Origin of the sequence: Pseudomonas sp. NBRC 111124 (assembly GCF_001320245.1) — a bacterium.
Classification (GTDB): Bacteria; Pseudomonadota; Gammaproteobacteria; order Pseudomonadales; family Pseudomonadaceae; genus Aquipseudomonas.
The window spans coordinates 59,727-80,410 of the sequence record NZ_BCBA01000021.1 but is presented as its reverse complement, the minus strand read 5'-3'; the positions used below and the strand labels follow the sequence as shown (position 1 = coordinate 80,410).

The window sequence follows — 20,684 nt, the reverse complement described above, 5'->3', positions numbered from 1 at the left end:
ACAGGTCGCAGTGGGAGCAGGTCGCGCTTTGTTGCAGGAAGATGATGCAAACTCCAAGACCTGACGAGGGGATGCTTTGATGGCAACTTTTACAAGAATGCGCCGTTTCCTGGGTGTGGGCACTGCCCTGGTATTGGCCATGGGCGCTGCACAGGCCATGGCTAAAGAAGTCAGCATTGGTTACGTGGATGGTTGGGCCGACAGTGTGGCGACCACCAACGTCGCCGCCGAAGTGATCAAGCAGAAGCTCGGCTATGACGTGAAGCTGCAGGCCGTGGCCACCGGCATCATGTGGCAGGGTGTGGCCACCGGCAAGCTCGACGCCATGCTCTCGGCCTGGCTGCCGGTCACCCACGGTGAATACTGGACCAAGAACAAGGACAACGTGGTCGACTACGGCCCGAACTTCAAGGATGCCAAGATCGGCCTGATCGTCCCCGAGTACGTCAAGGCCGTGAGCATTGCCGACCTCAAGACCGACAGCAGTTTCAAGCAGAAGATCGTGGGTATCGATGCCGGCTCCGGGGTGATGCTCAAGACCGACCAGGCGATCAAGGACTACGACCTGACCGGCTACAAGCTGCAGGCCAGTTCCGGCGCGGCAATGACCGCCGAGCTGGGCCGTGCCTATGCGAAGCAGCAGTCGATTGCAGTGACTGGCTGGGTGCCGCACTGGATGTTCGCCAAGTGGAAGCTGAAGTTCCTCGAAGACCCGAAAGGCGTGTACGGCGCGGCTGAAACCGTCAACAGCATCGGCAGCAAGGAACTGGGCACCAAGGCGCCGGAAGTGGCCGAGTTCCTGAAGAAATTCCAGTGGCAGTCGAAAGATGAGATCGGTGAGGTGATGCTGGCGATCCAGGAAGGTGCCAAGCCTGAGGCGGCGGCCAAGGACTGGGTGGCCAAGCACCCGGACCGGGTGAAGGAGTGGACTGGCAAGTAACCACCCTTCTAGGGCCAGTTTTGCTGCTTCGCGGGCGCGCCCGCTCCCACAGGTATGTCACTGCCCTCAGGCCTTGTGATGTCCCTCTGGGAGCGGGCGTGCCCGCGAATGGACCGCAAGGTTTGTTACGCAATCGGTAAAACACCGTTGCATCTAAGACTAAGGTCGTCTGGTTGCCGTCCAACAGCTGCATAAAGTAAGGGTGTGGGTTCCATCCCCTACTCGTGCTGCTAGGACAAAAACAATGAACGACAGCATTTACCTCTCGATACAAAACAGCCCGCGCTTCAAGGAGCTGGTCAGCAAACGTGAACGGTTCGCCTGGATTCTCTCGGCGATCATGCTCGGCCTCTACTGCGCCTTCATCCTCCTGATCGCCTACGGTCCTCAGCTGCTGGGCACCAAGCTCAGCCCTGGCTCGTCGATAACCTGGGGCATTCCCCTGGGCGTCGGCCTGATCGTTTCGGCATTCGTCCTGACCGCCATCTACGTGCGCCGCGCCAACGGCGAGTTCGATGAGCTGAACAAGGCCATCCTGAAGGAGGCGCAACAATGATTCGCCACGCCAAAGCCCTGGCCATACTGGCCTGCGGAGCCTTCGCACCCGCCGTGTGGGCCGCCGATGCCCTGACCGGCGAGGTGCAGAAACAACCGCTGAACGTCCCGGCGATCGCCATGTTCGTGGCCTTCGTCGCCTTCACCCTTGGCATCACCTATTGGGCCTCCAAGCGCAACAAGTCGGCGGCGGACTACTACGCTGCCGGCGGCAAGATCACGGGCTTTCAAAATGGCCTGGCGATTGCCGGCGACTACATGTCGGCGGCCTCGTTCCTGGGCATTTCCGCGCTGGTGTTCACCTCCGGCTACGATGGCCTGATCTACTCGATCGGCTTCCTGGTCGGCTGGCCGATCATCCTCTTCCTGATTGCCGAACGCCTGCGCAACCTCGGCAAGTACACCTTTGCCGACGTCGCCTCCTACCGCCTCGGGCAAAAGGAAATCCGCACCCTGTCGGCCTCCGGTTCGCTGGTGGTGGTGGCGTTCTACCTGATCGCGCAGATGGTTGGCGCGGGCAAGCTGATCGAGCTGCTGTTCGGCCTGGACTACCACGTCGCGGTGATCCTGGTGGGTATCCTGATGTGCCTGTACGTGTTGTTCGGCGGCATGCTGGCTACCACCTGGGTACAGATCATCAAGGCGGTGCTGCTGCTGTCCGGTGCCAGCTTCATGGCGCTGATGGTGATGAAGCACGTCGGCTTCGACTTCAATACGCTGTTTGCCGAAGCGATCAAGGTGCACGCCAAAGGCGAGGCGATCATGAGCCCGGGCGGCCTGGTGAAAGACCCGATCTCGGCGTTTTCCCTGGGCCTGGCGCTGATGTTCGGTACCGCTGGCCTGCCACACATCCTGATGCGCTTCTTCACCGTCAGTGACGCCAAAGAAGCCCGCAAAAGCGTGCTGTACGCCACCGGCTTCATCGGCTACTTCTACATCCTGACGTTCATCATCGGCTTCGGCGCGATCCTGCTGGTCAGCACCAACCCTGAGTTCAAGGATGCCGCTGGCGCCCTGATCGGTGGCAACAACATGGCGGCGGTGCACCTGGCCGATGCTGTGGGTGGCAGCGTGTTCCTCGGCTTCATCTCGGCCGTCGCCTTCGCCACCATCCTGGCGGTGGTAGCCGGCTTGACCCTGGCCGGTGCCTCGGCGGTGTCCCATGACCTGTACGCCAGCGTCTGGCGCAAGGGCAAGGCCAACGACAAGGATGAGATCCGCGTGTCGAAGATCACCACCATCGCCCTCGGCGTGTTGGCGATCGGCCTGGGTATCCTGTTCGAGAAGCAGAACATCGCCTTCATGGTCGGCCTGGCGTTCTCCATCGCCGCCAGCTGCAACTTCCCGGTGCTGCTGCTCTCGATGTACTGGAAGAAGCTGACCACCCGTGGCGCCATGATTGGCGGCTGGCTGGGCCTGATCAGTGCGGTGACGCTGATGATCCTCGGCCCGACCATCTGGGTGCAGATCCTCGGTCACGAAAAAGCCATCTACCCGTACGAATACCCCGCGCTGTTCTCGATGATCATCGCCTTCGTCGGCATCTGGTTCTTCTCGATCACCGACAAGTCCAAGGCAGCGGATGACGAACGCGCCAAGTTCTTCCCGCAGTTTGTCCGTTCGCAGACTGGTCTGGGGGCTAGCGGGGCGGTTTCGCACTGATCCGACCGTAAATGAAAAAACCGCGCCTTGGCGCGGTTTTTTCATTTACGGCGGCTAGATCATGCCTAGCAGCAATAGCACCAACAAAATCACTAGCACCACGCCGACGATGCCGGATGGGCCATAGCCCCAGCTGCGCGAGTGCGGGAAGACCGGTAAGCCACCAATCAGCAGAAGGATCAGGATGATGATGAGAATCGTGGTCATGAAGGAGTCCTTGCGTGGTTGAGGGTCAAAGGGCCTCGGACTGCTGGCCTCTTGTAAAATCGGACCGGTGCCGCTTGCAAAAGATTCCATTTGAGTACCGACCACTCGGTCATGCCTGCCCATTCACTATCCTGATGAACCCTGCCGGCCATCGAGGCCTTGATTAGACTCGTTGCACAACCTGTCAGAACAAGGCGTGCCACCATGCAAAACCGCATCATGATCACTGGCGCCGGTTCCGGCCTTGGCCGCGAGATCGCCCTGCGCTGGGCGCGCGAGGGCTGGCGCCTGGCACTGGCCGATGTCAACGAAGTGGGCCTGCGCGAAACCTTGGTTTTGGTACAGGCGGCAGGTGGCGAGGGCTTTGTCCAGCGCTGCGACGTGCGCGACTACAGCCAGCTCACCGCCCTGGCCCAGGCCTGTGAAGAGAAGTTCGGCGGCATCGATGTGATCGTCAATAATGCCGGCGTCGCCTCGGGCGGCTTCTTCGCCGAGTTGTCGCTGGAAGACTGGGACTGGCAGATCGCGGTCAACCTGATGGGCGTGGTCAAGGGCTGCAAGGCCTTCCTGCCGCAGCTCGAGCGCAGCAAGGGGCGCATCATCAATGTCGCCTCCATGGCGGCGCTGATGCAGGGGCCGGGCATGAGCAACTACAACGTGGCCAAGGCCGGGGTGCTGGCGCTGTCGGAGAGCCTGCTGGTGGAGCTGCGCCAGCTTGAAGTGGCGGTGCACTGTGTGTGTCCGTCGTTCTTCCAGACCAACCTGCTCGACTCGTTCCGCGGCCCGAACCCGGCGATGAAGGCCCAGGTCGGCAAGCTGCTGGAAGGCTCGCCAATCAGCGCGGCAGATATCGCCGACTACATCCACCAGCACGTTGCGGCAGGTGAGTTCCTGATCCTGCCCCATGAGGCCGGGCGCCAGGCCTGGCAGCTCAAACGGCAGGCGCCGGAGCGGCTCTACGACGAGATGGCGGACATGGCGGTAAAGATGCGGGCCAAGGCGCAGCCGCGTTGATTGTAGGAGCTGTCTGTAGGAGAAGTTACCCGCCCCTGTAGGCTCGTTCTGAATTGCAGGTGAAGTATTGTCCAGAGGAATATCCCCAAGCACTCTGCGGTCTTTTCCTGTAGCGAGAGGGCCGGAGCATGTTGGTGATCACGCGTGAAATCGGTGAAGTCATCACCATTGGTGACGATATTCGGGTCAAGGTCGTGGAAACGCGCAATGGCGTGGTGCGGTTTGGCGTGGATGCGCCGCGCAAGGTGCCGGTGCACCGTGCCGAGGTCTATCGGCGCATCAGGGCAGCGCAGGCGCGCAAGGCTGAACAGCCCTGATCGGCCTGTGCCGGCCTCTTCGCGACTATAGCCGCGAAGAGGCCGGACCTGTCAGTCGCGCAGCTCGCGCGGCACATCATGCTTGGCCAGCAACTGGCATTGCTGGCTTTCCGGGTCGAACAGGATGAGCGCCTGGCCCTTGGCCAACGCCTGACGCACCCGCAGTACCCGGGTTTCCAGCGGGGTGTCGTCGCCGTTGTCGGTGCCGTCGCGGGTGACGAAGTCCTCGATCAGGCGGGTCAGGGTTTCGGCTTGCAGTTGGTCGTAGGGGATCAGCATGGGCGGCGCACAGTCTTGTTCATGAATACCTGCATGCTACGCGATTCCACCGCGCTCAGCTTTTGTTTCCTACCAGGCTGTCAACCGCTGGCACCCGAGTTTCGCTTTCCATCTGCGCATCGTGCTCCAGCTGGTGACTGAAGCGCTCCAGTGAGGCATTGGCCGGTTGCGAGTCGCTGGCGAACACCGGCGGGCTGAGCAGGTAGGCCGAGAGCAGGCGGCTGAGTGCGGCCAGGCTGTCGATATGGGTACGCTCATAGCCATGGGTGGCATCGCAGCCGAAGGCAACCAGTGCGGTGCGGATGTCATGCCCGGCGGTCACGGCCGAGTGCGCGTCGCTGAAGTAGTAGCGGAACAGGTCACGGCGCACCGGCACATCCTGATCGCCGGCCAGCTTCAGCAGGTGGCGTGACAGGTGGTAGTCATACGGCCCGGAAGAGTCCTGCATGGCCACGCTGACCGTATGCTCGCTGGAGGCCTGGCCAGGGGCGACGGGGGCGATGTCGATGCCGACGAATTCGCTGACATCCCAGGGTAGCGCGCCAGCAGCGCCAGAGCCGGTTTCTTCGGTGATGGTGAACAGCGGGTGGCAGTCGATCAGCGGCTGGCGGCCGCTTTCTACCACGGCCTTGAGTGCCGCCAGCAGGGCTGCCACGCCGGCCTTGTCGTCCAGGTGGCGGGCGCTGATGTGGCCGCTTTCGGTGAACTCCGGCAGCGGGTCGAAGGCCACGAAGTCACCGATGGCAACCCCTAGCGCCTCACAATCGGCGCGGGTGGTGCAGTAGGCGTCCAGGCGCACCTCGACGTGTTCCCAGCTGATCGGCATCTGGTCGATCGCAGTGTTGAAGGCGTGGCCGCTGGCCATCAGCGGCAGCACGCTGCCGCGAAAAACGCCGGTGTCGGTGAACACGCTGACCCGGCTGCCCTCGGCGAAGCGGCTCGACCAGCAGCCCACCGGGGCCAGCGCCAGGCGGCCGTTGTCCTGCAACTGGCGCACGCTGGCGCCGATGGTGTCGAGGTGAGCCGAGACGGCGCGGTCGGGCGAACTCTGCCGGCCCTTGAGGGTGGCGCGGATGGTGCCGCGACGGGTCAGTTCATAGGGAATGCCCAGTTCATCCAGGCGTTCGGCCACGTAGCGCACGATGGTGTCCGTGAAACCGGTCGGGCTGGGGATGGCGAGCATCTCCAGCAGGACGCGCTTCATGTAATCAAGATCGGGTTCGGGGAGTCGGTCGGTCATGGGGTCCTCTCTTTCCTGTGATGGCCCTTTCGCGGGGCTAGCCCGCTTCTACAGGAGATCGCATGCCCCTGTAGGAGCGGGCTTGCCCCGCGAAAGGGCCATCACTGTGTTACGCCAAAGCCCGGCTATGCGGGAACAGCAGGTCGACAAACCGCTCAGCCGTCGGCTGCGGTTCGTGGTTGGCCAACCCGGCGCGCTCGTTGGCTTCAATGATCACGTAGTCCGGCTGCTCGGCATCGCGAACCATGAAGTCCAGGCCTACCACCGGGATCTCCAGCGCGCGCGCCGCCCGTACTGCAGCGTCGGCCAGCACCGGGTGCAGGCGCTCGGTGACGTCTTCCAGGATACCGCCGGTATGCAGGTTGGCCGTGCGCCGTACCGCCAGGCGCTGGCCGGCCGGCAGCACATCGTCGTAGCCCAGGCCCTCGTCATGCAGGGTGCGTTCGGTTTCGTCGTCCAGGGGTATGCGGCTTTCGCCACCGGTGGCCGCCTGGCGCCGCCGGCTCTGCGCCTCGATCAGTTGCCGAATGCTGTGCTTGCCATCTCCGATCACCTGAGCAGGGTGTCGAATCGCCGCCGCTACCACCTCATAGCCGATCACCAGGATGCGCAGATCGCTCCCGGCATGGAAACTCTCCAGCAGCACGCGGCTGTCGAAGCGGCGGGCGTTTTCCACGGCCTGCGTCACTTCCTCGATGGTGGTGAGATTGACTGCGACGCCCTGACCTTGCTCGCCGTCCACCGGCTTGACCACCACGGCGCCATGCTCGTCGAGGAACGCCAGGTTGTCGTCGGCATTGCCGGCCAGCTGCTGCGCTGGCACTTGTAGCCCGGCGTTTTGCAGGGCTTGCTGGGTCAGGCGCTTGTCCTGGCACAGGGTCATGGTCACGGCGCTGGTCAGGTCGCTCAGCGACTCGCGGCAACGGATGCGGCGCCCGCCCAGGCTGAGGGTGAACAGGCCGGCAGCAGCATCCTCGACCTGGACCTCGATACCTCGGCGCAAAGCCTCATCGACGATGATGCGGGCGTACGGGTTGAGCTTGGCTTCAGGCCCCGGGCCGAGAAACAGCTGTTGATTGATGCCGTTCTTGCGCTTGACCGCGAAGGTCGGCAGGTTGCGGAAACCGAGTTTCTCGTACAGGCGCTTGGCTTGGCGGTTGTCATGCAGCACCGACAGGTCCAGGTACGCCAGGCCTCGGCTCATGAAGTGCTCGACCAGGTGGCGCACTAGCACTTCGCCAACGCCCGGGCGGGTGCACTGCGGGTCCACCGCCAGGCACCACAGGCTGCTGCCGTGTTCCGGGTCGTCGAACGCCTTGCTGTGGTTCAGGCCCATGACGCTGCCGATCACCGCGCCGCTGTCTTCATCCTCGGCCAGCCAGTACACCGGGCCGCCAAGATGGCGCGGGGTGACCAGATCGGGGTCGACCGGCAGCATGCCACGGGCCTGGTACAGGGTGTTGATTGCCTGCCAGTCGCCAGGGTTCTGCGCCCGCCGCACGCGGAAGCCGCGGAACACCCGTTGCGCCGGGCGGTAGTCGGTGAACCACAGGCGCAAAGTGTCGGAGGGGTCGAGAAACAGTTGCTGCGGGGCCTGCGCCAGCAATTGCTGGGGTGCCGCTACGTACAGGGCGATGTCGCGTTCGCCGGGGTGCTCGTCTTGCAGGGCAGCGGCCAGGCTGGCGGGGTCCGGGTAAGTGTGGCCGATCAGCAGGCGGCCCCAGCCACAGTGCAAGGCCCGCGGCTGGTCGTGGGGTTCGCTGCCGTCGCCGGCCAGGCGCGCCTGCAGGCGCTCATAGGACGGCGCCTGGCCGCGCAGCAGGCGCTGACCGTAAGCGATTTCGTGGGCTTTCATCGGTCAGAGTCCTTGTTCGCTGAGCCACAGGTTAAGGGCCGCCAGCTGCCACAGCTTGGAGCCGCGCAGCGGGGTGAGCTGGCCGTGCGGATTGCTCAGCAAGCGGTCGAGCATGGCCGGGTTGAACAGGCCACGGTCCTGGCTCGGGTCGGTCAGCAGGTCGCGTACCCAGCCCAGGGTCGCGCCTTCCAGGTGCTTGAGGCCGGGCACCGGGAAGTAGCCTTTCTTGCGGTCGATCACCTCGTGGGGAATCACGCGCCGTGCGGCCTGCTTGAGCACCTGCTTGCCACCGTCGGGCAGCTTGAAACGTGCCGGGATGCGTGCCGACAGCTCGACCAGGCGGTAGTCGAGGAACGGCGTGCGCGCCTCCAGCCCCCAGGCCATGGTCATGTTGTCGACCCGTTTGACCGGGTCATCGACCAGCATCACCGTGCTGTCCAGGCGCAAGGCCTTGTCCACGGCATCGGGAGCGCCGGGCCGGGCGAAGTGCTCGCGGACGAAATCTCCGGCGGCGTCGGTCTCCAGCAGCCAGGGGGCCTGGACCGTGTCGCGGTACTCGTCATGGCTGCGGTCGAAGAAGGCCTCGCGGTAGGCGGCGAAGGCATCGTCGGCGCCGTCCACCTTCGGGTACCAGTGGTAACCGGCGAACAGTTCGTCAGCGCCTTGGCCGCTCTGCACGCCCTTGCAATGCTTGGCCACTTCACGCGACAGCAGGTAGAAGGCGATGCAGTCGTGGCTGACCATCGGCTCGCTCATGGCGCGGAACGCCGCTGGCAACTGCTCGATGATCTCGTGCTCGGCGATGCGCAGCTGATGGTGGCGGGTGCCGTAGTGCTTGGCGATCAGGTCGGAATATTGGAACTCGTCACCGCGCTCGCCCCCGGCATCCTCGAAGCCGATGGAGAAGGTCGACAGGTCGTCGACGCCGACGTCGCGCAGCAGGCCGACCAGCAGGCTGGAGTCGACACCGCCAGACAGCAGTACACCGACGTCCACGGCGGCGCGCTGGCGGATCGCCACAGCATCGCGGGTGGCGTCGAGCACGCGGGTGGTCCAGCCTTCCAGGTCGAGTTCGCGCTCGTCCGGGTTGGGGCCGTAGTGCAGCTGCCACCAGGTCTGGCGCTCGACTTCACCGTGGCGGTCGACGCGCATCCAGGTGCCAGGCTCGAGCTTCTGCACATTGGCCAGCAACGTGCGTGGCGCCGGCACCACGGCATGGAAGTTCAGGTAGTGGTTGAGCGCCACAGGGTCGATCATCGGGTCGATGTCGCCACCCTTGAGCAGCGCCGGCAGGGTCGAGGCGAAGCGCAGGCGCTCGCCGTTGCGCGACAGATACAGCGGCTTGACGCCCAGGCGATCGCGGGCCAGGAACAGGCGCTGGTTGTCGCGCTCCCAGATGGCCAGGGCGAACATGCCGTTGAGCTTGGGCAGCAAGGCTGCGCCCCAGGCGTGGTAGCCCTTGAGCAACACTTCGGTGTCGCCGTCGGACCAGAAGCTGTAGCCCAGGTCCTGCAGTTCCTGGCGCAGTTCGGGGAAGTTGTAGATGGCGCCGTTGAAGGCCAGCGACAGGCCTAGGGTGTTGTCGACCATCGGCTGCGCCGAACCGTCGGACAGGTCCATGATCTTCAGCCGCCGATGGCCGAGGGCGATCGGGCCCTGGCTATGGAAGCCCCACGCATCTGGGCCGCGGGGCGCCAGGTGATGGGTGATACGCTCTACCGCAGCCAGGTCGGCTGGGCGAGGGGCCTGGTTGATGGGGGTGAATCGCAACTCTCCAGCTAATCCGCACATAGGTCCTTACCGGTTTTTCCGTTGGGGAATGAGTGCCCCGGATTAGGGCACCCTGTAAGGAACTGACCTGTGTGGTTTGTGGGAGTTTTAGATCGATCTGTTATATGCAACGGGATCGCGCATTCGCCCCAGCCTTTCACTTCCCTCGAATCAGCCTGCGCAGCATGAAGCGATTCGGGTGGCAGGCCTCGGTCACTGCTCGTGGCAACGGCAACGGTTCGCCACTGGCCCAGGCGGCAATCAGCTCGCCACTCAATGGCGCCGTGATCAGCCCGCGCGAGCCATGCCCACTGTTCACATACAACCCGTCCAGCCACGGGCACTCCACCTCCGGCACCTGCCGCGCATCCTTGCCAAGCACGGCATAAGCCCCGGCAAACAACGCAGGGTCAGCCACCGGGCCGACAATCGGCAGGTAATCCGGGCTGGTGCAACGAAACGCCGCTCGCCCCTGCAGCTGCCCGGCGTCGAGTGCCTGTGCCCCCAGGCGCGAGGCCAAGTCGGTGGAAATCTCGTCCAGCAACGCCAGGTTGCCCTGGTGTTCGGCCGTCGTCGGTGTCAGGTCGTCGCTGTTGAAGTCGAAACTGGCGCCCAAGGTGTGCTCATCACCCCGGGGTGGTGCGACGTAGCCATCGGCACAGACCACGGTGCGCAATGCACGGCTGGCGTCGGTGGCTGGCAGCCGGGTGATCTGCCCGCGAATGCGCTTGAGCGGTAGCTGCGTGCAAGGCTCGAAACGGCGCACATCGGCGGCCCCGGCCAGTACCACCAGTGGCGCACTGGCCAGCAAGCGCTCGCCATCCCAGGCCTGCCACAGGCCGTCGGCCTTGCGCAGTTCGGCCACATTCTGGTGCAGCTGAACGCGAATGTTCGGGTGCTGCAGCTGCGCCTGGCACAGGGCGGGCGGGTGCACCCAGCCACCTTCCGGGTAGAACAGGCCGCCCGCTGGCAGCGCCACCCCGGCAATCGCTTCGGCTTCGGCCTGCTCCAGCACCTGTAGCAGGCTGCTGTCGAAGGCTCCGGCAAGCTTGGCCTGGCGCTCGCCTTCTTTGCTGTCGAAGGCCAGCTGGAGCACGCCGCAAGCGTCCCAATCGCGGCCACGCTGCAACCGTTCGAGCTGGCGTCGGGTGTAACCGAAACCGGCCAGAATCATCTGCGACAGGGCGGTGCCATGGGCTGACAACTTCAGGTACAGCACGCCTTGCGGATTGCCCGAAGCTTCCTGCGCGGGGGCCGCGTGACGCTCCAGTACCGTCACCTGCCAGCCGCGTGCGGCCAAGCTGGCAGCACTGGCGCTGCCCGCCAGGCCGGCACCGATCACCAGTGCCTGACGCGGGCCGGCCACGGGAGCAGGGCGAGCGTACCAGGGCGCGGCGATGGTTGCCGATGAATGCCCGGTGTATTCGCCGCTCATCACCTCCCACTTCTTGCCGATGCCTGGGATCTTTTTCATGGTGAATCCGGCATCGATCAGGCCACGACGGACCCAGCCGGTGGTAGTGAAGGTGCCCAGTGCGGTACCGGGGTGTGCCAGCCGAGCCAGTTGTGCGAACAGCTCGGGGGTCCACATGTCGGGGTTCTTCGCGGGGGCGAAGCCGTCGAGGAACCACACGTCGATGCTGGCGTCGAGCTGCGGCAGCTGCTCCAGTACGTCACCGATCAGCAGAGTCAGGGTGACCCGGCCGTTGTCGAAGCTGAACTGCTGGAAGCCGGGGTGAACCGCCACGTACTGCGCAAGGAACGGCTCGGTGAAGGCCGCCATCTCCGGCCACAGGCGCATGGCGCGGGCCATGTCGGCATGGCCGAGCGGGTATTTCTCGACACTGATGAAATGCAGGCGCGCATCGGCATGGGCCTGTTCGGCGAACAGCTGCCAGGCGCAGAAGAAGTTCATGCCGGTGCCGAAGCCGGTCTCGCCGATCACCAGGCAGCCGTTTGGCGCCAGGTCGGCGAAGCGCTGCGCCAGGCGGGTCTGCTCAAGGAATACGTAGCGGGTTTCGTCGGTGCCTTCGTTTTTTGAAAAGTAGACGTCGTCGTACTGCCGCGAGTGGGGGCGGCCCTGGTCGTCCCAGTCGATCTGGGCGTGCTGAAGGAGGGTGGACATGGTTGGCTCGGTTGCAGCGGATGTGCGGATTTTATGTCATCTGTTGGGTTTGCACAGGCACAACGCAAATCCGCTAGTCTTGCTTATCCAATGAAGGAGCCAGTGCATGTTCGAATCCGCAGAAATCGGTCACAGCATCGACAAGGAAACCTATGACGCAGAAGTCCCCGCGTTGCGCGAGGCCCTGCTGGAGGCTCAGTACGAACTCAAGCAGCAGGCGCGGTTCCCGGTGATCGTGCTGATCAATGGCATCGAAGGCGCCGGCAAGGGCGAGACGGTCAAGCTGCTCAACGAGTGGATGGACCCGCGCATGATCGACGTGCTCACCTTCGACCATCAGACCGACGAAGAGCTGGCCCGGCCACCGGCCTGGCGCTACTGGCGGGCGCTGCCGCCCAAAGGGCGGATGGGTGTGTTCTTCGGCAACTGGTACAGCCAGATGCTTCAGGGGCGGGTCCATGGCCAGTTCAAGGACGCTGTGCTCGACCAAGCCATCACCGGCGCCGAACGGCTTGAGCAGATGCTCTGCGACGAAGGCGCACTGATCATCAAGTTCTGGTTCCACCTGTCCAAGAAGCAGATGAAGGCGCGCCTGAAATCGCTCAAGGACGACCCATTGCACAGCTGGAAGATCAGCCCCCTGGACTGGCAGCAATCGGAAACCTACGACCGTTTCGTGCGTTTCGGCGAACGCGTGCTGCGCCGCACCAGCCGCGACTACGCGCCTTGGCATATCGTCGAAGGCGTTGACCCGAACTACCGCAGCCTGGCGGTGGGGCGCATCCTGCTGGAGAGCCTGCAGGCGGCGCTGGCCAACAACCCCAAGGGCAAGCACCAGGGCAACGTCGCCCCGCTGGGCCGGAGCATCGACCAGCGCAGCCTGCTCGGCGCCCTGGACATGACCTTGAGCCTGGACAAGCGCGACTATCAGGAACAACTGGTCACCGAGCAAGCCCGCCTGGCCGGCCTGCTGCGTGACAAGCGCATGCGTCGGCATGCCCTGGTGGCGGTGTTCGAGGGCAACGACGCTGCCGGCAAGGGCGGAGCCATCCGCCGCGTGGCGGCCGCGCTGGACCCGCGCCAGTACCGCATTGTGCCGATTGCCGCGCCCACCGAAGAGGAACGCGCGCAGCCTTACCTGTGGCGCTTCTGGCGGCACATCCCGGCACGCGGCAAATTCACCATCTTCGACCGCTCTTGGTACGGCCGGGTGCTGGTGGAGCGGGTGGAGGGCTTCTGCAGCCCGGCCGACTGGATGCGCGCCTACAGCGAAATCAACGATTTCGAAGAGCAGCTGGTGAATGCCGGTGTGGTGGTGGTCAAGTTCTGGCTGGCGATCGACCAGCAGACCCAGCTGGAGCGCTTTGAAGAGCGTGAGCAGATCCCGTTCAAGCGCTACAAGATCACCGAAGACGACTGGCGCAACCGCGACAAGTGGGACGACTACACCCAGGCCGTGGGCGACATGGTCGACCGCACCAGCAGCGAGATCGCGCCCTGGACCCTGGTCGAAGCCAACGACAAGCGCTGGGCGCGGGTGAAGGTGCTGCGCACCATCAACGAGGCCATCGAGGCGGCATTTGCCAAGCACAAGAAATGACCAGGCATGCCATTAGGGAATGACCCGGTGAATTTATTTCCGGGCATTTTCCTCCGGCCCGGAGCTTCAAGCCCTTAGAATTCGGTTACCCCCACCAAGGGCTAATTCGAGGACTGTATGCACACAACTTCTGGCCGTTGGGGCTACGGCCTGTTTCTGGCACTGCTGACCGCGCTGCTCTGGGGCATCCTGCCGATCAAACTCAAGCAGGTATTGCAGGTGGTCGACCCGGTGACAGTCACCTGGTATCGCCTGCTGGTCTCCGGCGGGGTGCTGTTCGCCTGGCTGGCCGCCCAGCGGCGCCTGCCTTCGCTGCGCAAGCTTGCGCCCAGAGGAAAAGGCCTGGTGGCAGTGGCCGTGTTCGGCTTGATGGGCAACTATGTGCTCTACCTGATCGGCCTGAACCTGCTGAGCCCAGGCACCGCCCAGCTGGTGGTACAGATCGGCCCGGTGCTGTTGCTGGTGGCCAGCGTGTTCGTGTTCAAGGAACGCTTCAGTCTGGGGCAGGGTATTGGCCTGCTGGTGCTGCTGGGCGGTTTCGGCCTGTTTTTCAATCAGCGCCTGGAAGAACTGCTGACCTCTCTGGGCACTTACACCACCGGTGTGCTGACTATTCTGCTGGCCACCAGCATCTGGGTGTTCTATGCCCTTAGCCAAAAGCAGCTGCTGACGGTGTGGCATTCGCAGCAGGTGATGATGGTCATCTATCTGAGCTGTGCGGCACTGCTGACGCCTTGGGTGCATCCGCTGGAGGCGCTGCAACTGACGCCGGTGCAGGGGTGGCTGTTGCTGGCCTGTTGCCTGAATACCCTGGTGGCCTATGGCGCGTTTGCCGAGGCGTTGGCGCATTGGGAGGCATCTCGGGTGAGCGCCACGCTGGCGCTGACACCATTGGTGACCTTTGTTGCGGTGGCGCTGGCGGCCATGGTGTGGCCGGACTATGTGCACGCCGAAGACATCAATACCCTGGGGTATGTCGGTGCAGTGACGGTGGTGGCAGGGTCGACCCTGGTGGCCCTGGGGCCATCGCTGGTGGCCGGGTGGAAGGCCAGAAGGGCACGATTGGCACACCTGTAGGAGCGGCCTTGTGTCGCGAAAGGGCCGCGAAGCGGCCCCAGGTTTTCTGCATTTGCGCTGATATTGCCGGGGCCGCCCTGCGGCCCTTTCGCGACACAAGGCCGCTCCTACAGGTTTCGCGCCGGCCTCGGAATCGGCTGCTCAGCCCTTGCCGCCGGGCGCAAGCATGTTCTCTGGCCTTACCCACTGGTCGAACTGTTCATTGGTCAGGTACTTCAACTCCAGCGCCGCTTCACGCAAGGTCTTGCCCTCGCCATAGGCTTTCTTGGCAATCTCCGCCGCTTTGTCATAGCCAATGTGCGGGTTCAACGCCGTCACCAGCATCAGACCGCGCTCCAGGTGCGCCGCCATCTGCTCGGCATCCGGTTCGATCCCGGCCACGCAGTGCTGCTGGAAGTTGCGACAGCCATCGGCCAGCAGTTCGACCGACTGCAGCAGGTTGTGGATGATCACCGGCTTGAACACGTTCAGCTGCAGGTGCCCCTGGCTGGCGGCAAAGCCGATCGCCGCGTCATTGCCCAATACCTGGCAGGCCAGCATCGACAGCGCTTCGCACTGGGTTGGGTTGACCTTGCCAGGCATGATCGAGCTGCCCGGTTCATTGGCCGGCAGACGCACTTCGGCCAGCCCCGCACGGGGGCCGGAGCCGAGCAGGCGTAGGTCGTTGGCGATCTTCATCAGCGCCACTGCCAAGGTCTTCAGCGCACCGGCCAAGCTAGTCAGCGGCTCATGGCCGGCGAGGGCGGCGAACTTGTTCGGGGCCGTGACGAAGGGTAGGCCAGAGAGGGCGGCCAGCTCGGCGGCCACGGCTTCGGCAAAACCATGCGGGGCGTTCAGCCCGGTGCCCACGGCCGTGCCGCCCTGAGCCAGCTCGCACACTGCAGGCAAGGTGGCGCGGATGGCGCGCTGGGCGTAGTCGAGCTGGGCGACGAAGGCCGACACCTCCTGGCCGAAAGTGATCGGCGTGGCATCCATCATGTGCGTGCGGCCGGTCTTGACCAGCTTGCTGTGGCGCGCCGACAGCTCGGCCAGGCCCGACGACAGCTCGGCAATCGCCGGCAGCAGCTTGTCGTGTACCGCCTGGGCGGCGGCGATGTGCATGGCGGTAGGGAAGCAGTCGTTGGAGCTCTGCGAGCGGTTGACGTGGTCGTTGGGGTGCACCGGCGCCTTGCCACCGCGGCCCTTGCCGGCCAGTTCGTTGGCGCGCCCGGCGATCACTTCGTTGACGTTCATGTTGCTCTGGGTGCCGCTGCCGGTCTGCCACACCACCAGCGGGAACTGATCGTCGTGTTCGCCGTCGAGCACTTCGTTGGCGGCCTGTTCGATCAGCCGGGCGATGTCGGCAGGCAGGTCGCCGTTGCGGTCATTGACCCGCGCGGCGGCTTTCTTGATGAGTGCCAGGGCGTGCAGCACCGCGAGCGGCATGCGTTCCTTGCCAATGGCAAAGTTGATCAGCGAGCGCTGGGTCTGGGCGCCCCAGTAGGCGTCCTCAGGAACTTCGACCGGGCCCAGGCTGTCTGTCTCGATACGGCTCATGCTGCGTTCACTCCTTTGTCAGTCAGAATCAGCAGTTTAGGCCCTCATGCGATCGAGCGGTTCATTCGCTTGTCGTGCCACTTGAGCGCTGCGCCCCTGCGGGAGCAGAATGCTCTACTCTGAGGTACCGCCTCCCCCTCCTGAAGGAAATGCAATGACCCGTCTCCGTGTCCTCTGTGCTGCCGTCGCCCTGGTCTGTGCCAGCGGCCAGGTACTCGCTGCCACCGCCAGCCACAATGCTGCCGCCGAGAAATTCCTGACCCTGGCCAATGCCGACAAGCTGGGCACCCCGGTGTACATGCAGGTCCAGCAGATGTTCGCCCAGCGCTTTGCCCAGACCAAGGCCCCGGCCTCCAAGCAACCGGTGCTCGAGAGCTACCAGGCCAAGGCCAACGCCGCGCTGGACAACGCCATCGGCTGGAACAAGCTGAAGCCGAAGATGGTCGACCTGTACACCCAGACCTTCACCGAGCAGGAACTCAAGGACCTGGTCAAATTCTACGAGTCGCCGCTGGGCAAGAAAGTGCTGCGCGAAATGCCCAAGGTGACCCAGCAGTCGGCCCAGCTGACCCAGACCAGCCTGGAGCCCGCAGTACCTGTGGTCAACAAGCTGCTCGACGACATGACCAAGGAGCTGGACCCGAACGCAGGCAAGGCCGCCGCTCCAGCCAAGAAGTGAGTCACAGCCGATGAGCATGCAGCAACGCATCGAGCAGCAACTGGCCACACTGGCCGCACAACACCTTGAAGTGCTCAACGAAAGCCACATGCACAGCCGTGGCCAGGAAACCCACTACAAGGCCGTGATCGTCAGCGAGCAGTTCGCCGGGCTCAACAGCGTCAAGCGCCACCAGAAGGTCTACGCCACCATGGGTGAGCTGATGGGCGAGATCCACGCCCTGGCGATCCACACCTACACCGCCGAGGAGTGGGCCAAGGCAGGTGTGGCACCGGCCTCGCCGGTGTGTGCTGGCGGCGGGCACTGAATCCTTTCCGGCATTCTGGTAGACTGCACAACGCGCCGCTTGTCGGCGCGTTTTTATTTGTCATTCCGGTCCGCCCCTTACGAGGGTGACCACCTGGAGAACCGATTTCATGTCCCAAGCTATCGTCGTGGCGGCGCTGTACAAGTTCGTTACCCTGGAAGACTACGTCGAGCTGCGTGAGCCGCTGCTCAAGGCCATGCTCGACAACGGCGTCAAAGGCACCTTGCTGCTGGCTCACGAAGGCATCAACGGCACCGTTTCGGCCACCCGCGAAGGCATCGACGGCCTGCTCGCCTGGCTGCGCAGCGACCCGCGCCTGGTCGATATCGACCACAAGGAATCCTACTGCGACGAGCAGCCCTTCTATCGCACCAAGGTCAAGCTCAAGAAAGAGATCGTCACCCTCGGCGTGCCGGGCGTCGACCCGAACCAGGCCGTTGGCACCTATGTCGATCCCAAGGACTGGAACGCCCTGATCAGCGACCCTGAAGTGCTGCTGATCGACACCCGCAACGACTACGAAGTGGCCATCGGTACCTTCAAGGGCGCCATCGACCCGAAGACCGAGACCTTCCGCGAGTTCCCCGAGTACATCAAGGCCAATTTCGACCCGAGCAAGCACAAGAAGGTTGCGATGTTCTGCACCGGCGGCATCCGTTGCGAAAAAGCGTCGAGCTATATGCTCGGTGAAGGCTTCGAGGAGGTCTATCATCTTAAAGGTGGCGTCCTAAAATACTTCGAGGAAGTGCCTCAGGAAGAAAGCCTCTGGGACGGCGACTGCTTCGTCTTCGACAACCGCGTCACGGTGCGCCATGACCTGAGCGAGGGCGAGTACGACCAGTGCCATGCCTGCCGCCACCCGGTCGATGCCAAGGACCGCGAGTCGGAGCACTATTCGCCAGGCGTGAGCTGCCCGCATTGCTGGGACACCCTGAGCGAAAAGACCCGCCGCAGCGCCATCGACCGGCAGAAGCAGATCGAGCTGGCCAAGGCCCGCAACCAGCCGCACCCGATTGGTTACAACTACAAAGCCGAGGCTTGAGCCATGACCGCCCGCCTGATCTATGTGATGGACCCGATGTGCTCCTGGTGCTGGGGTTTTGCGCCGGTGGCCGCGGCCCTGATCGCACAGGCCGCCGAGGCGGGCGTCAGCACCCGGCTAGTGCCAGGCGGCCTGCGCACGGGCGGCAGTGCGCTGGACAGCTCCACCCGCAAGTACATCCTTGAGCACTGGCAGGCAGTGGCCGAAGCCACCGGGCAGCCGTTCCGTTTCGATGGCGCCATGCCGGACGGCTTCGTCTACGATACCGAGCCCGCCTGCCGCGCCTTGGTCACTGCCCGTGAGTTGGACGCCGAGCGTGTCTGGCCGCTGCTGGCGCTGATCCAGCGTGCCTTCTACGAGCAGGGCATGGATGTCACTCGCGCCCCGCAACTGGTCGAGCTGGCCGAGCAGGTCGGCTTTGATCGCGAGCGCTTTGCCCAGCAGTTCGCCAGCCATGACATCCGCGCCGCCACCAGCGCGGACTTCAGCTGGGTACAGGACCTGGGCATCGCCGGCTTCCCGACCCTGCTGGCCGAGCGCAATGGCCAACTGGCCCTGCTGACCAACGGCTACCAGCCGCTGGACAGCCTGCAACCGCTGCTTGGCCGCTGGCTGCAGCAGGCCGTCTGTGCTTGACCTGCCAGGGTCGCCAGACCCTGTGCCAGGGAAGCCCGCTGCTGTGCCTGATCGCCTGAGCTGGGCGGAAATCCGCCGCCTGGCCCTGCACCACAAGAAAAACCTCTGGACCGCCAACCTGGTTGCTGTGCTGGCAGCCTGCTGCAGCGTGCCGATCCCGTTGCTGCTGCCGTTGCTGGTCGACGAAGTGCTGCTGGGCAACGGCGATGCGGCGCTGAAGTGGATGAACCAGCTGCTGCCGAGTGGTTGGCAAGTGGCGGCCGGCTACATCGGCCTGATGCTGGCGGCCACACTGTGCCTGCGCCTGGCAGCGCTGGCCTTCAACGTGGTGCAGGCCAAGCTGTTCGCCGGACTGGCCAAGGACATCGTCTATCGCCTGCGCATTCGCCTGATCGAGCGCCTCAAGCGCATCTCGCTCAAGGAATACGAAAGCCTTGGCAGTGGCACCGTGACGACGCACCTGGTCACCGACCTGGATACCCTCGACAAGTTCGTCGGCGAGACCCTCAGCCGCTTCCTGGTGGCCATGCTGACCCTCACCGGCACGGCGGCGATCCTGATCTGGATGCACTGGAAGCTGGCGTTGCTGATCCTGCTGTTCAACCCGCTGGTGATTTACTTCACCGTGCAGCTGGGCAAGCGCGTCAAACATCTGAAGAAGCTCGAGAACGACAGCACCTCGCGCTTTACCCAGGCGCTGTCGGAAACCCTGGATGCCATCCAGGAAATCCGCGCTGGCAACCGCCAGGGCTACTTCCTCGGGCGCCTTGGCTTGCGTGCCCGTGAAGTGCGCGACTATGCCGTGGAGTCGCAATGGAAGAGCGATGCCAGTGGCCGGGCCAGCGGCCTGCTGTTCCAGTTCGGTATCGATATCTTCCGCGCGGCGGCGATGCTGACTGTGCTGTTCTCCGACCTGTCGATTGGTCAGATGCTGGCGGTGTTCAGTTACCTGTGGTTCATGATCGGCCCGGTGGAGCAGCTGCTCAACCTGCAATATGCCTACTACGCCGCCGGCGGCGCGCTGAGTCGGCTCAACGAGCTGCTGTCGCGAGCCGACGAGCCGCAGTACCCGGCGGCCAGCGACCCGTTCGCCGGCCGTGAGACGGTGGGCATCGAGGTACGCGACCTGCGCTTCGCCTATGCCGACGAACCGGTGCTCGACCAGTTGAACCTGGCCATCGCCCCCGGTGAAAAGGTCGCCATCGTGGGTGCCAGTGGTGGCGGCAAGAGCACCCTGGTGCAATTGCTGCTGGGCCTGTACAGCGCCCAGGCCGGGACCATTCGCTTTGGCGGTGCCAGCTTGCAGGAGATAGGCCTTGAGACCCTGCGCGAGAACGTTGCAGTGGTGCTGCAGCACCCGTCGCTGTTCAACGACAGCGTGCGCGCCAACCTGACCATGGGCCGCGACTGCACCGACGAGGCCTGCTGGCAGGCGCTGCGCATCGCCCAGCTGGACGCCACCATCGCGGCCTTGCCGCAAGGGCTGGACAGCGTGGTCGGCCGCTCGGGGGTGCGCCTGTCTGGCGGCCAGCGCCAGCGCCTGGCGATTGCCCGCATGGTCCTGGCCGAGCCCAAGGTGGTGATCCTCGACGAGGCCACCTCGGCGCTGGATGCGGCCACCGAGTACAACCTGCACCAGGCATTGGCGCGTTTCCTCAGTGGCCGGACCACGCTGATCATTGCCCACCGCTTGTCGGCGGTGAAGCAAGCCGACCGCGTGCTGGTGTTCGACGGCGGGCATGTGGCCGAGGATGGCGATCACCAGCAGCTGATTGCCGAGGGTGGGCTGTATGCCAAATTGTATGGGCATCTGCAGCAAACCTGACGGCTTCATGTTGCCTAT

19 protein-coding genes are annotated in these 20,684 nt (G+C 64.2%); 12 read left to right on the top strand and 7 right to left on the bottom strand.

The features are described 5' to 3' along the window. Positions 1-79 precede the first annotated feature (79 nt). The 3 genes from APH28_RS10270 to APH28_RS10260 all read left to right on the top strand — a co-directional run bounded on the left by APH28_RS10270 (position 80) and on the right by APH28_RS10260 (position 3,157). Positions 80-940, top strand: a complete 861-nt coding sequence (locus APH28_RS10270; RefSeq protein ID WP_060509012.1) for a glycine betaine ABC transporter substrate-binding protein — start codon at positions 80-82, stop codon at positions 938-940. 244 nt (positions 941-1,184) lie between these two features. Continuing rightward, on the top strand, positions 1,185-1,496 hold the full coding sequence (locus tag APH28_RS10265; protein WP_060509010.1) for a DUF485 domain-containing protein: 312 nt from the start codon (positions 1,185-1,187) through the stop codon (positions 1,494-1,496). Next, positions 1,493-3,157: a cation acetate symporter gene (locus APH28_RS10260; RefSeq protein WP_060509008.1), complete on the top strand. Its 1,665-nt coding sequence runs from the start codon at positions 1,493-1,495 to the stop codon at positions 3,155-3,157. The genes APH28_RS10265 and APH28_RS10260 overlap by 4 nt, the downstream gene beginning before the upstream one ends. A gap of 54 nt (positions 3,158-3,211) precedes the next feature. Here the strand turns inward: APH28_RS10260 and APH28_RS28035 are convergent, their stop codons facing one another. Beyond that, entirely contained in the window at positions 3,212-3,364 is a 153-nt protein-coding gene (locus APH28_RS28035) for a DUF3309 family protein (RefSeq protein ID WP_012271016.1), read from the bottom strand. 204 nt (positions 3,365-3,568) lie between these two features. Between APH28_RS28035 and APH28_RS10255 the strand changes: the two genes are divergently transcribed. Together APH28_RS10255 and csrA are read left to right on the top strand one after the other, a co-directional pair. Next, complete coding sequence (locus APH28_RS10255) at positions 3,569-4,378, top strand: SDR family oxidoreductase (RefSeq protein WP_060509006.1); 810 nt, start codon at positions 3,569-3,571, stop codon at positions 4,376-4,378. A 128-nt stretch (positions 4,379-4,506) separates the two neighbouring features. Further along, entirely contained in the window at positions 4,507-4,695 is a 189-nt protein-coding gene (gene csrA / locus APH28_RS10250; protein ID WP_060509004.1) for a carbon storage regulator CsrA, read from the top strand. A 51-nt stretch (positions 4,696-4,746) separates the two neighbouring features. On the opposite strand, the gene APH28_RS10245 is transcribed toward csrA, so the two are convergent. From APH28_RS10245 to mnmC, 5 genes are all read right to left on the bottom strand, one after another. Continuing rightward, positions 4,747-4,974, bottom strand: coding sequence for a YheU family protein (locus APH28_RS10245; protein ID WP_060509002.1), 228 nt, complete (start codon positions 4,972-4,974; stop codon positions 4,747-4,749). Positions 4,975-5,029: 55 nt separating this feature from the next. Then, positions 5,030-6,214: an osmoprotectant NAGGN system M42 family peptidase gene (locus tag APH28_RS10240; RefSeq protein WP_060509000.1), complete on the bottom strand. Its 1,185-nt coding sequence runs from the start codon at positions 6,212-6,214 to the stop codon at positions 5,030-5,032. A gap of 109 nt (positions 6,215-6,323) precedes the next feature. After that, positions 6,324-8,069: an N-acetylglutaminylglutamine synthetase gene (gene ngg, locus APH28_RS10235; protein WP_060508997.1), complete on the bottom strand. Its 1,746-nt coding sequence runs from the start codon at positions 8,067-8,069 to the stop codon at positions 6,324-6,326. 3 nt (positions 8,070-8,072) lie between these two features. Beyond that, positions 8,073-9,860, bottom strand: coding sequence for an N-acetylglutaminylglutamine amidotransferase (locus APH28_RS10230; protein WP_060508995.1), 1,788 nt, complete (start codon positions 9,858-9,860; stop codon positions 8,073-8,075). Positions 9,861-9,996: 136 nt separating this feature from the next. Beyond that, entirely contained in the window at positions 9,997-11,964 is a 1,968-nt protein-coding gene (gene mnmC, locus APH28_RS10225) for a bifunctional tRNA (5-methylaminomethyl-2-thiouridine)(34)-methyltransferase MnmD/FAD-dependent 5-carboxymethylaminomethyl-2-thiouridine(34) oxidoreductase MnmC (RefSeq protein ID WP_060508993.1), read from the bottom strand. A 106-nt stretch (positions 11,965-12,070) separates the two neighbouring features. Here mnmC and pap point away from each other — a divergent pair, with 106 nt between their 5' ends. Beyond that, positions 12,071-13,564, top strand: a complete 1,494-nt coding sequence (pap, locus tag APH28_RS10220) for a polyphosphate:AMP phosphotransferase (RefSeq protein WP_060508991.1) — start codon at positions 12,071-12,073, stop codon at positions 13,562-13,564. Between the two features lie 117 nt (positions 13,565-13,681). Continuing rightward, positions 13,682-14,641, top strand: a complete 960-nt coding sequence (locus APH28_RS10215) for a DMT family transporter (protein WP_060508989.1) — start codon at positions 13,682-13,684, stop codon at positions 14,639-14,641. A gap of 141 nt (positions 14,642-14,782) precedes the next feature. On the opposite strand, the gene APH28_RS10210 is transcribed toward APH28_RS10215, so the two are convergent. Then, entirely contained in the window at positions 14,783-16,177 is a 1,395-nt protein-coding gene (locus APH28_RS10210) for a class II fumarate hydratase (RefSeq protein WP_060508987.1), read from the bottom strand. Positions 16,178-16,331: 154 nt separating this feature from the next. On the opposite strand from APH28_RS10210, the gene APH28_RS10205 reads away from it, so the two are divergent. The 5 genes from APH28_RS10205 to APH28_RS10185 all read left to right on the top strand — a co-directional run bounded on the left by APH28_RS10205 (position 16,332) and on the right by APH28_RS10185 (position 20,666). Beyond that, positions 16,332-16,856 (top strand): DUF2059 domain-containing protein, encoded by a 525-nt coding sequence (locus APH28_RS10205; protein WP_060508985.1) that lies wholly within the window; start codon positions 16,332-16,334, stop codon positions 16,854-16,856. A 10-nt stretch (positions 16,857-16,866) separates the two neighbouring features. Continuing rightward, positions 16,867-17,163, top strand: coding sequence for a BolA family transcriptional regulator (locus APH28_RS10200; RefSeq protein WP_060508984.1), 297 nt, complete (start codon positions 16,867-16,869; stop codon positions 17,161-17,163). A gap of 109 nt (positions 17,164-17,272) precedes the next feature. After that, positions 17,273-18,205, top strand: coding sequence for a rhodanese-related sulfurtransferase (locus APH28_RS10195; RefSeq protein ID WP_060508982.1), 933 nt, complete (start codon positions 17,273-17,275; stop codon positions 18,203-18,205). A 3-nt stretch (positions 18,206-18,208) separates the two neighbouring features. Continuing rightward, entirely contained in the window at positions 18,209-18,841 is a 633-nt protein-coding gene (locus APH28_RS10190; protein WP_060508980.1) for a DsbA family protein, read from the top strand. Beyond that, positions 18,834-20,666 carry an ABC transporter ATP-binding protein gene (locus APH28_RS10185; protein WP_060508978.1) on the top strand — a complete coding sequence of 611 codons (1,833 nt, stop codon included), beginning with the start codon at positions 18,834-18,836 and terminating at the stop codon, positions 20,664-20,666. The genes APH28_RS10190 and APH28_RS10185 overlap by 8 nt, the downstream gene beginning before the upstream one ends. The last annotated feature ends 18 nt before the right edge of the window (positions 20,667-20,684 follow it).

Excerpts from the sequence above, each read along its gene's own strand:
- APH28_RS10270 (WP_060509012.1), top strand. The coding sequence starts at position 80 with ATGGCAACTTTTACAAGAATGCGCCGTTTCCTGGGTGTGGGCACTGCC.
- APH28_RS10265 (WP_060509010.1), top strand. The coding sequence starts at position 1,185 with ATGAACGACAGCATTTACCTCTCGATACAAAACAGCCCGCGCTTCAAG.
- APH28_RS10260 (WP_060509008.1), top strand. The coding sequence starts at position 1,493 with ATGATTCGCCACGCCAAAGCCCTGGCCATACTGGCCTGCGGAGCCTTC.
- APH28_RS28035 (WP_012271016.1), bottom strand. The coding sequence starts at position 3,364 with ATGACCACGATTCTCATCATCATCCTGATCCTTCTGCTGATTGGTGGC.
- APH28_RS10255 (WP_060509006.1), top strand. The coding sequence starts at position 3,569 with ATGCAAAACCGCATCATGATCACTGGCGCCGGTTCCGGCCTTGGCCGC.
- csrA (WP_060509004.1), top strand. The coding sequence starts at position 4,507 with ATGTTGGTGATCACGCGTGAAATCGGTGAAGTCATCACCATTGGTGAC.
- APH28_RS10245 (WP_060509002.1), bottom strand. The coding sequence starts at position 4,974 with ATGCTGATCCCCTACGACCAACTGCAAGCCGAAACCCTGACCCGCCTG.
- APH28_RS10240 (WP_060509000.1), bottom strand. The coding sequence starts at position 6,214 with ATGACCGACCGACTCCCCGAACCCGATCTTGATTACATGAAGCGCGTC.
- ngg (WP_060508997.1), bottom strand. The coding sequence starts at position 8,069 with ATGAAAGCCCACGAAATCGCTTACGGTCAGCGCCTGCTGCGCGGCCAG.
- APH28_RS10230 (WP_060508995.1), bottom strand. The coding sequence starts at position 9,860 with ATGTGCGGATTAGCTGGAGAGTTGCGATTCACCCCCATCAACCAGGCC.
- mnmC (WP_060508993.1), bottom strand. The coding sequence starts at position 11,964 with ATGTCCACCCTCCTTCAGCACGCCCAGATCGACTGGGACGACCAGGGC.
- pap (WP_060508991.1), top strand. The coding sequence starts at position 12,071 with ATGTTCGAATCCGCAGAAATCGGTCACAGCATCGACAAGGAAACCTAT.
- APH28_RS10215 (WP_060508989.1), top strand. The coding sequence starts at position 13,682 with ATGCACACAACTTCTGGCCGTTGGGGCTACGGCCTGTTTCTGGCACTG.
- APH28_RS10210 (WP_060508987.1), bottom strand. The coding sequence starts at position 16,177 with ATGAGCCGTATCGAGACAGACAGCCTGGGCCCGGTCGAAGTTCCTGAG.
- APH28_RS10205 (WP_060508985.1), top strand. The coding sequence starts at position 16,332 with ATGACCCGTCTCCGTGTCCTCTGTGCTGCCGTCGCCCTGGTCTGTGCC.
- APH28_RS10200 (WP_060508984.1), top strand. The coding sequence starts at position 16,867 with ATGAGCATGCAGCAACGCATCGAGCAGCAACTGGCCACACTGGCCGCA.
- APH28_RS10195 (WP_060508982.1), top strand. The coding sequence starts at position 17,273 with ATGTCCCAAGCTATCGTCGTGGCGGCGCTGTACAAGTTCGTTACCCTG.
- APH28_RS10190 (WP_060508980.1), top strand. The coding sequence starts at position 18,209 with ATGACCGCCCGCCTGATCTATGTGATGGACCCGATGTGCTCCTGGTGC.